Raw genomic sequence first — 7362 nt, 5'->3', positions numbered from 1 at the left:
CGCAGTGCGCGGCGGTCGCGGTTCGCCATCCGCGGCTGAGGCGCAGCGACGCGCAGGCCCTCGATCCGCGCGCTCTGGCGCTCGACATGCAGGGCCCAGAGCGCCTGCGAGACGGGATCCTTCGCGCCGACGGCGAGGCTGTCTTCCAAGCTCGAAGCCGGGCGGTGACCGCCTTCGAGCGAATGATCGAGGCGGTTGAGCGCGTCGCGATGGGTCGGCAGCGCCAGGCGCGCGACATGCCAGAGGGAGGCCAGCAGCGCGGTGGCGAAAAGAGCGACGCCGAGCGCGCGGCCCTGCCAGGGCAGGATCGTCCAGAGGCCGAACCACGAGAGCGCGAGAAAAGCGAGGATGACGGCTACGGGCAGCCAGAGCCGCGGCCAGAGGCGCTCCCAGCCCAGCGAAACCCGCGACGCCATGGCGAGGCGTGCCAGACGCTGCCGCACGCCCTCGATCCGAACCGGCGCCTCGCGGCGCTGCGCTTCCTTCATGCCGTCGCTCCGAGCCGCCCCCGAATGCCGCCGGGATCTCTCGCCCGCATCAGGGCCAGGATCACGACGCTAGCACGTGAATGTGGCAAGGCCAGTGCGAAGACGTCGCGCCCCGGCCCGCTCCACGTTTCGTGAACAGGATGTCGGTCCGCAACCGCGAAGCCCGCCAAGCCTGCTCAGGCCAGCCAGGGCGGTGCACGATCCGTGCCGAGCAGCTCCTCGAAGGACTGGCGCGGCCGGGTCACCGCGAAATCGGCGCCCTTGACCAGCACCTCCGCCACCAGCAGGCGCTGATTGTAGGTTGAGGCCATGCTGGCGCCATAGGCGCCGGCGGTCATGAAGGCGATCAGATCGCCGGGCTTCAGCGCCGGCAGCACGCGGCCGGTGGTGAAGGTGTCGCCCGATTCGCAGAGCGGTCCGACGACGTCATAGGCGACCTCCGGCGTGCCGGGGTGAGGCTCCGCCACCGGCCAGATCTCGTGATAGGCCTCGTACATGGCCGGCCGCACGAGATCGTTCATCGCCGCGTCGACGACGAGGAACTGCTTGGTCGGGCGCGGATTGAGATGCAGCACCCGCGTCATCAGGATGCCGGCATTGCCGACGATCAGGCGCCCCGGCTCGAAGCCGAGCTCGACGTCGAGTCCCTCTGTGACGCGCGCGACCATGTCGGCATAGGCCTCGATCAGGCCCGGCCCGTGGTCGAATTCCCGGCCTTTTAGGTCCTGGGGGATGTCGTAGGGGATGCCGAGCCCGCCGCCGAGATCGAGCCGCTCGACCCTGTGGCCCTCGCCGCGCAGGGCGCCGACCAGCGTGGCCATCTTGGCATAGGCCGCCTCGAAGGGCTCGGTCGCGCGGATCTGGCTGCCGATATGCAGCGCCAGCCCCATCATCCGCACGCCCGGCAGGTTGGCGGCGCGGGCATAGAGCCGGCCGACCTCCTCGAAGGAGACGCCGAACTTGTTCTCCGACGAGCCGGTGGTGATTTTGGCGTGGCCGCCGGCGCCGATGTCGGGATTGACGCGGAACACCGCCTCCTGGCGCTTGCCGAGCTGGCTGGCGACCCTGGAGAGCAGGTCGAGTTCGGATTCCGTCTCGATGTTCACCTGGTAGATGCCGGCCTCGACGGCGAAGCGCAGCTCGCTCTCGGCTTTGCCGACCCCGGAGAAGACGATCTTCTCCGGCGGGAAGCCGGCGGCGAGCGCCTTGCGGACCTCGCCTTCGGACACCGTGTCGGCGCCGGCGCCGAGCGAAGCCAGCGTCTTCAGCACGCCGAGATTGCCGTTGGCCTTCATCGCGTAGAAGACATGCGCCTTGCCGCCGCCGGCGGCGCGGTTCATCGCCTCCGCATAGAGCCGGTAATGCCGCTCGATCGTCGCCGAGGAATAGACATAGACCGGCGTGCCGACCGCCTCGGCGATGCGGCGCAGATCGACCTCCTCCGCGAAGAGGGCGCCGTCGCGATAGCTGAAATGATGCATCGGTTCTTGCCGTCGGTTCGAGATTACGGTCCCGCAGCCCTCATCCTGAGGAGCCGTTCCTGAGGAACGGCGTCTCGAAGGATGCTTCGGTGCGCTCTGGATCATCCTTCGAGACGCCGCGTGCCGCGGCTCCTCAGGATGAGGGCCGGTTCGTGACAAAACTCAGAGAATCGGGTCGAGAACGAAGGGCTTCTCGGGCACAGTGATGGCCCGGTTGGCCTTGGCCGGGCGGGCCAGGATCGAGGTCTCGCCGATGCCGCCCGTGTTGTTCTCGACCGCACCGATCTGCGAATCGGGCAGGTCGATCGCGCCGGTGGCGTTCGGCGGCGCCTCGAGCGGGCCTTTGCGGCCGCAGGCTCCCAGCGCGAGAGCGAGCAGGCCCGCGACCAGGACGGCGCGGCCGAGTTTCAGGCGGGAGTGCAGCACGGAAGCGAACCCTTGGGCGAGGCGAGGACGGGACTGTAGCGAAGGATGACGGCAGAGGCGAGGCTTTGAAGACCAAGGCCGTCATTCCGGACGAAGCGCAGCGGAGCTCCGGAATCGATCGTCGGGCGACAGCGCTCTCTGATGGATCCCGGGGCAAGCCCGGGATGACGGCGCGGTTCGAGCGTCAGGCCTTCGCCAGCTTCTTCAGCCAGCGCCGCGCCTGGCGGCGGACATTGTTCGGGGCCGTGCCGCCATAGCTCACGCGGCTGCGCACCGACTGGTCGACGCCGAGCACGGCGAAGACGGCCTCGGTGATCTGCGGCTCGACGCCTTGCATCTCGGCGAGGCTGAGCTTCTCCAGCCCGATCTTGCGCTCGGACGCGATGCCGACGAGCCGGCCGGTCACATGATGGGCGTCGCGGAAGGGCATCTTCAGCACGCGCACCAGCCAGTCGGCGAGGTCGGTGGCCGTGGCGTAGCCCATGCCCGCCGCCTTCTTCATCACCTTCAGATCCGGCTCCATGTCGCGGACCATGCCGGCCATGGCGGCCAGACAGAGCGAGAGCGTCTGGAGGGCGTCGAAGGTGCCTTCCTTGTCCTCCTGCATGTCCTTGGAATAGGTCAGCGGCAGGCCCTTCATCATCGTCAGCATCGCCTGCAGATGTCCGAAGACGCGGCCCGCCTTGCCGCGCACCAGCTCGGCGGCGTCGGGATTGCGCTTCTGGGGCATGATCGAGGATCCGGTCGAGAAAGCGTCCGACAAGCGCACGAAGCCGAATTGCGGCGTCGCCCAGAGCACGATCTCCTCGGCCAGCCGCGACAGGTGCATCGCGCAGATCGAGGCGGCAGCCAGCGTCTCCAGCACGAAGTCGCGATCCGAGACCGAATCGAGCGAATTCGCCGTCGGCCGGTCGAAGCCCAGCGCATGGGCCGTCATCTCGCGGTCGATCGGGAAGGAGGTGCCGGCGAGCGCGGCGGCGCCCAGCGGGCATTCGTTGAGCCGCGCGCGCGCGTCAGTGATGCGGCCGCGATCACGGCCCAGCATCTCGACATAGGCCAGCAGATGATGGCCGAAGGTCACCGGCTGGGCCGACTGGAGATGGGTGAAGCCCGGCATCACCGAACCGGCATGGATCTCCGCCTTCTCAGCCAGCGCGAGCTGAAGATCGGCCATCTGCTCGTCAAGCTGGTCGAGCGTATCGCGCACCCACAATTTCATGTCGGTGGCGACCTGGTCGTTGCGCGAGCGGCCGGTGTGGAGGCGCCCGGCAGCGGCGCCGATGCGATCTTTCAGGCTGCTCTCGACATTCATGTGGACGTCCTCGAGCGCGCGCGAGAACGTGAAGCTCCCGGCCTCGATATCGCTCTGGACCTGCTTGAGCCCGGCGCTGATCTCGGCGACATCCTCCTTGGTCAGGATGCCCGTCTCGCCCAGCATCGCCGCATGGGCGAGCGAACCGCGGATGTCCTGACGCCACAGGCGCTGGTCGAAATCGATGGAGGCATTGATCTCCTCCATGATGGCATCAGGTCCCGTGGCGAAACGCCCACCCCACATGCGATTGCTCACGACGGTCTTTCCTGCTTTGAGGACGCGATGAGGTCCAGACTGAAATTGACGGCCGCGGTCGGAGCCTTCGCCCTGGTCGCCGTCGCGGGCGTCGCGGCCTTCTACTCCGTTGCGGGCAATGCCGGCAATTCCGCTTCTTGCAGTGCCGCCCGTCCCGTCGCGGCGCGCATGGCCCCGCTGGCGCGCGGCGACGTCGCGGCGGTGCAGGTCCATGGCACACCCCTACCGACGCCGGACCTCGCCTTCAACGGCCCTGACGGCACGCCGACCACGCTGTCGGCCTTCCGGGGCAAGACGCTGCTGGTCAATCTCTGGGCGACCTGGTGCCCGCCCTGCCTGAAGGAAATGCCCGCGCTCGATGCCCTGCAAAGCGCGCTCGGCGGCCCGGACTTCGCAGTGGTGGCGATCAACATCGACACCCGCAACCTCGACAAGCCCAGGGCCTGGCTGGACAAGCGCAAGATCGCCGCCCTGCCCTATTATGCCGACCCGCAGGCCAAGGTGTTCCAGGAGCTGCGCGCCGCCCGCAAGGTCGAGGGCATGCCGGTCAGCCTGATCGTCGACGCGCAGGGCTGCGAACTCGCAATCCTGCAGGGCCCGGCCGACTGGGCGAGCGCCGATGCCAAGGCGCTGATCGGGGTGGCGATGACGCGGCCCTGAGGGCGCTCGCCGCTGCAGGCGTCAGCCCGGCAGCGTGTTCTTATAGATCCGGCCATCCTTCATGATGACCACGAAGTTCTTCCGGGGATCCGCGACGAGGCCGAGATTCTCCAGCGGGTTCCCGTCCACCAGCAGCAGATCCGCCAACGCCCCCGGCTCGACGACGCCGAGCTTGCCCGGATAGGGATTGCGCAGCCCCGACATCGCCAGCAGCTTCGCATTCGTGCCCGTCGCCATGGTGAGCGCCTCGGCTGGCGTGAACCAGCGGCCGAGCTTGGCCAGGAGCTCGCCGTGCCGCGTCGCGAGTTGCGCCGAAAACAGGATATCGGTCCCGAAGGCGAGCTTGAGCTTGTGCTTTTTCGCCAGCTCGAAGGTCTTCTCAGTCCCCGCGACGACCGCATAGGCCTTCTGCCGTTCGAAGGAGCCCGGCGGAAAGGCATTCGCGATCTCGTCCGGAAAGGCCTGCGTGCTCAGCCAGATGTCTTTGTCCGCGATCAGCCGGGCCGTCGCCTCATCCATCAGATGGCCGTGCTCGATGCATTTCACGCCCACGTCGATGGCGCGCGCGATCGCGGCCGGGGTATAGGCATGCACCGCGACATAGGTCCCCCAGTTATCGGCGGCCGCGACGGCCGCGCGGAGCTCGTCGGCGGTGAAGGTCGAGACGTCGAGCGGGCTGAAGGGCGAGGCGACGCCGCCACCGGCGGTCAGCTTGATCTGCGAGGCACCCTGCATCAGTTGCTCGCGGACGCGCATCCGCACCTCGCCGGGGCTGTCGGCGACCATGCTGCCACCGATCTCCTCCATGCGCGACAGCGTGCCGGGCTTGCGGGGCAAATCCGTCAACTGGCGGAAATCGCCATGCCCGCTCGTCACCGTGATGACCGCGCCTGACGGGTAGATGCGCGGGCCGGGCACGACGCCGCCATCGATCGCCTGTTTCAGGCCGAAGGACGGGCCGCCCATATCGCGAATGGTCGTGAAACCGCGCATCAATGTGTCGGTCGCCTCGGCGCCGGCAGTGAGATAGTTGAAGCCGAGATTGCCGAACAGCGACTGCGCCGGCGTCGAGCGCACCAGCATGGCGTGCCAGTGCATGTCGGTCAGGCCCGGCATGAGGGTGCGGCCACCGCCTTCGATGGCGGTGATCCCGGCTTCGACGCCGATCCGGTCCGTCGCGATCCTGTCGATGACATTGCCTTTGACGAGAACGTCGGATGGCGCCGAGAGCACGCCCGAATGTCCGTCGAAGATCCGGACATTGCGGAAGACCGTCCCGCCGGTCGCCACCGCCGGGCTGCCCTGCGCCTTCGCGGCAGGCGGGAGCCCCAAAGCGAGGGTCGACAGACCCGCGAGGACATTTCGACGTGACGGGCGCGCCATGCTGCCAACTCCGATAGCGTCGATCGTACCGGGCGAGGGAGACAGCCTAGCCCTCTGTCATGACGATGCCAACGGGACTTCCCTCGCATCCTTCGCTGCCTGTACGAGACCAGCGCAGGCACCTCCCGCACCGTCAAAGGTTGTCTGGCCAGAGTGCCGAGCCTGACGTTAGGGTCCTGCGCAGACGCGCGGAGACGACCGCATGCCGAACCTGCTGCAGGCCACCCCGCTCTTCGCCGTGCGCGGCGTCGCCCTCGACGCCGAGACCACCGGGCTCGATGTCAAACGCGCCCGGATGATCGAGTTCGCGGCCGTTCATCTCGATGGCGGGCGGCTCGACCGGGCCAACGCCTTCCAGAGCCTGATTGCCTGCGATGTCGAGATTCCCGCTGCGTCCCGCGCCGTCCACGGGCTCGACCCGGAGGCACTGCGCGGGGCCCCGGCCTTCGAGGTGCTCTACCCGGGCATCACCGCCTTTCTCGATGGCCGCGTGGTGATCGGCCACACGATCGGCTTCGACATCGCCATGCTGACCAAGGAGGCGGAGCGGATCGGGCAGCGCTTCATCCAGCCGCTCGCGCTCGACATCCGCCTGCTGGCGCAGCTCGCCGAACCCGGCCTGCCCGCGTATTCGCTGGAGGCGCTCGGCGCCTGGCTCGAGATTGCGCCGCAGGAGCGCCACCGGGCGCTCGGCGATGCGATGGCGGCCGGCCTCGTCTTCCTCGCGCTCGCGCCGCGCCTGCGCGAGCGCGGCATCCGCACCGTGGGCGAAGCCGTGGCGGCGAGCCGCCGGATCACCGACGCAATGGCCGGCGCGGCCCCGCCGGCCTGGGAGCTGCGCGCACCCTCCCGCGAGGGCGACCCGCTGCCGAAGCTCGACAGCTATCCCTATCGCCACCGCGTCCGCGACGTGATGCGCGCCGATCCCGTGATCCTGCCGGAGGAGACGCCCGTCGCCGAGGCGCTGGCCGCGATGACGGGCCTGGGCGTCAGCTCGGTCTTCCTCGGCGCGAGCGAGGCCCATCCCGCGTCCACAGCCATCCTGACCGAGCGCGACCTGCTGCGCGCCATCGGCCGTCACGGCGCCGAGGCGCTGGCGCTGCCGGCGGACCGCTTTGCGACGCGGCCGGTCGTGGCGGTGCCGGCCGATGCCTTTCTCTACCGCGCGATCGGCCGGATGAGCGCCCGCAACATCCGCCATCTCGCCGTCACCGACGACAAGGACCGGATCGTCGGGGTGGTGACGCCGCTCAAGCTCCTGCAGCTGCGCGCCGGCACGGCGGTGGCGCTGGGCGACGACATCGACGCCGCTCCCGATGCGCCGGCGCTCGGGCAGATCTGGTCGCGCCTGCCG

The 7362-nt window shown here is 68.9% G+C and carries 7 protein-coding genes; 2 read left to right on the top strand and 5 right to left on the bottom strand.

The genetic code is table 11. The features are described 5' to 3' along the window. The 4 genes from Q8M82_RS20955 to argH all read right to left on the bottom strand — a co-directional run. Nucleotides 1-488: DUF4175 family protein (locus Q8M82_RS20955; RefSeq protein ID WP_305693235.1), on the bottom strand; the 488-nt coding region annotated here is incomplete at its 3' end. Nucleotides 489-664: 176 nt separating this feature from the next. Then, nucleotides 665-1969: a diaminopimelate decarboxylase gene (gene lysA, locus Q8M82_RS20950; protein ID WP_305693234.1), complete on the bottom strand. Its 1305-nt coding sequence runs from the start codon at nt 1967-1969 to the stop codon at nt 665-667. A gap of 162 nt (nt 1970-2131) precedes the next feature. Continuing rightward, nucleotides 2132-2395 (bottom strand): LPS translocon maturation chaperone LptM, encoded by a 264-nt coding sequence (gene lptM / locus Q8M82_RS20945; RefSeq protein ID WP_305693233.1) that lies wholly within the window; start codon nt 2393-2395, stop codon nt 2132-2134. 184 nt (nt 2396-2579) lie between these two features. Beyond that, nucleotides 2580-3965: an argininosuccinate lyase gene (argH, locus tag Q8M82_RS20940; RefSeq protein ID WP_305693232.1), complete on the bottom strand. Its 1386-nt coding sequence runs from the start codon at nt 3963-3965 to the stop codon at nt 2580-2582. Nucleotides 3966-3992: 27 nt separating this feature from the next. Between argH and tlpA the strand changes: the two genes are divergently transcribed. After that, nucleotides 3993-4625, top strand: coding sequence for a thiol:disulfide interchange protein TlpA (gene tlpA / locus Q8M82_RS20935; RefSeq protein ID WP_305693231.1), 633 nt, complete (start codon nt 3993-3995; stop codon nt 4623-4625). A 21-nt stretch (nt 4626-4646) separates the two neighbouring features. Here tlpA and Q8M82_RS20930 read toward each other — a convergent pair whose 3' ends face one another. After that, complete coding sequence (locus tag Q8M82_RS20930; RefSeq protein ID WP_305693230.1) at nt 4647-6008, bottom strand: metal-dependent hydrolase family protein; 1362 nt, start codon at nt 6006-6008, stop codon at nt 4647-4649. Between the two features lie 202 nt (nt 6009-6210). Here Q8M82_RS20930 and Q8M82_RS20925 point away from each other — a divergent pair. Continuing rightward, the coding region (locus Q8M82_RS20925) for an exonuclease domain-containing protein (RefSeq protein ID WP_305693229.1) at nt 6211-7362 on the top strand (1152 nt) is incomplete at its 3' end.

Source organism: Allobosea sp. (genome assembly GCF_030694325.1).
In the GTDB taxonomy this organism is placed as follows: Bacteria; Pseudomonadota; Alphaproteobacteria; order Rhizobiales; family Beijerinckiaceae; genus Allobosea.
Note: the sequence above shows the minus strand (reverse complement) of the source record. Positions and strands in the feature narration are given on the sequence as shown.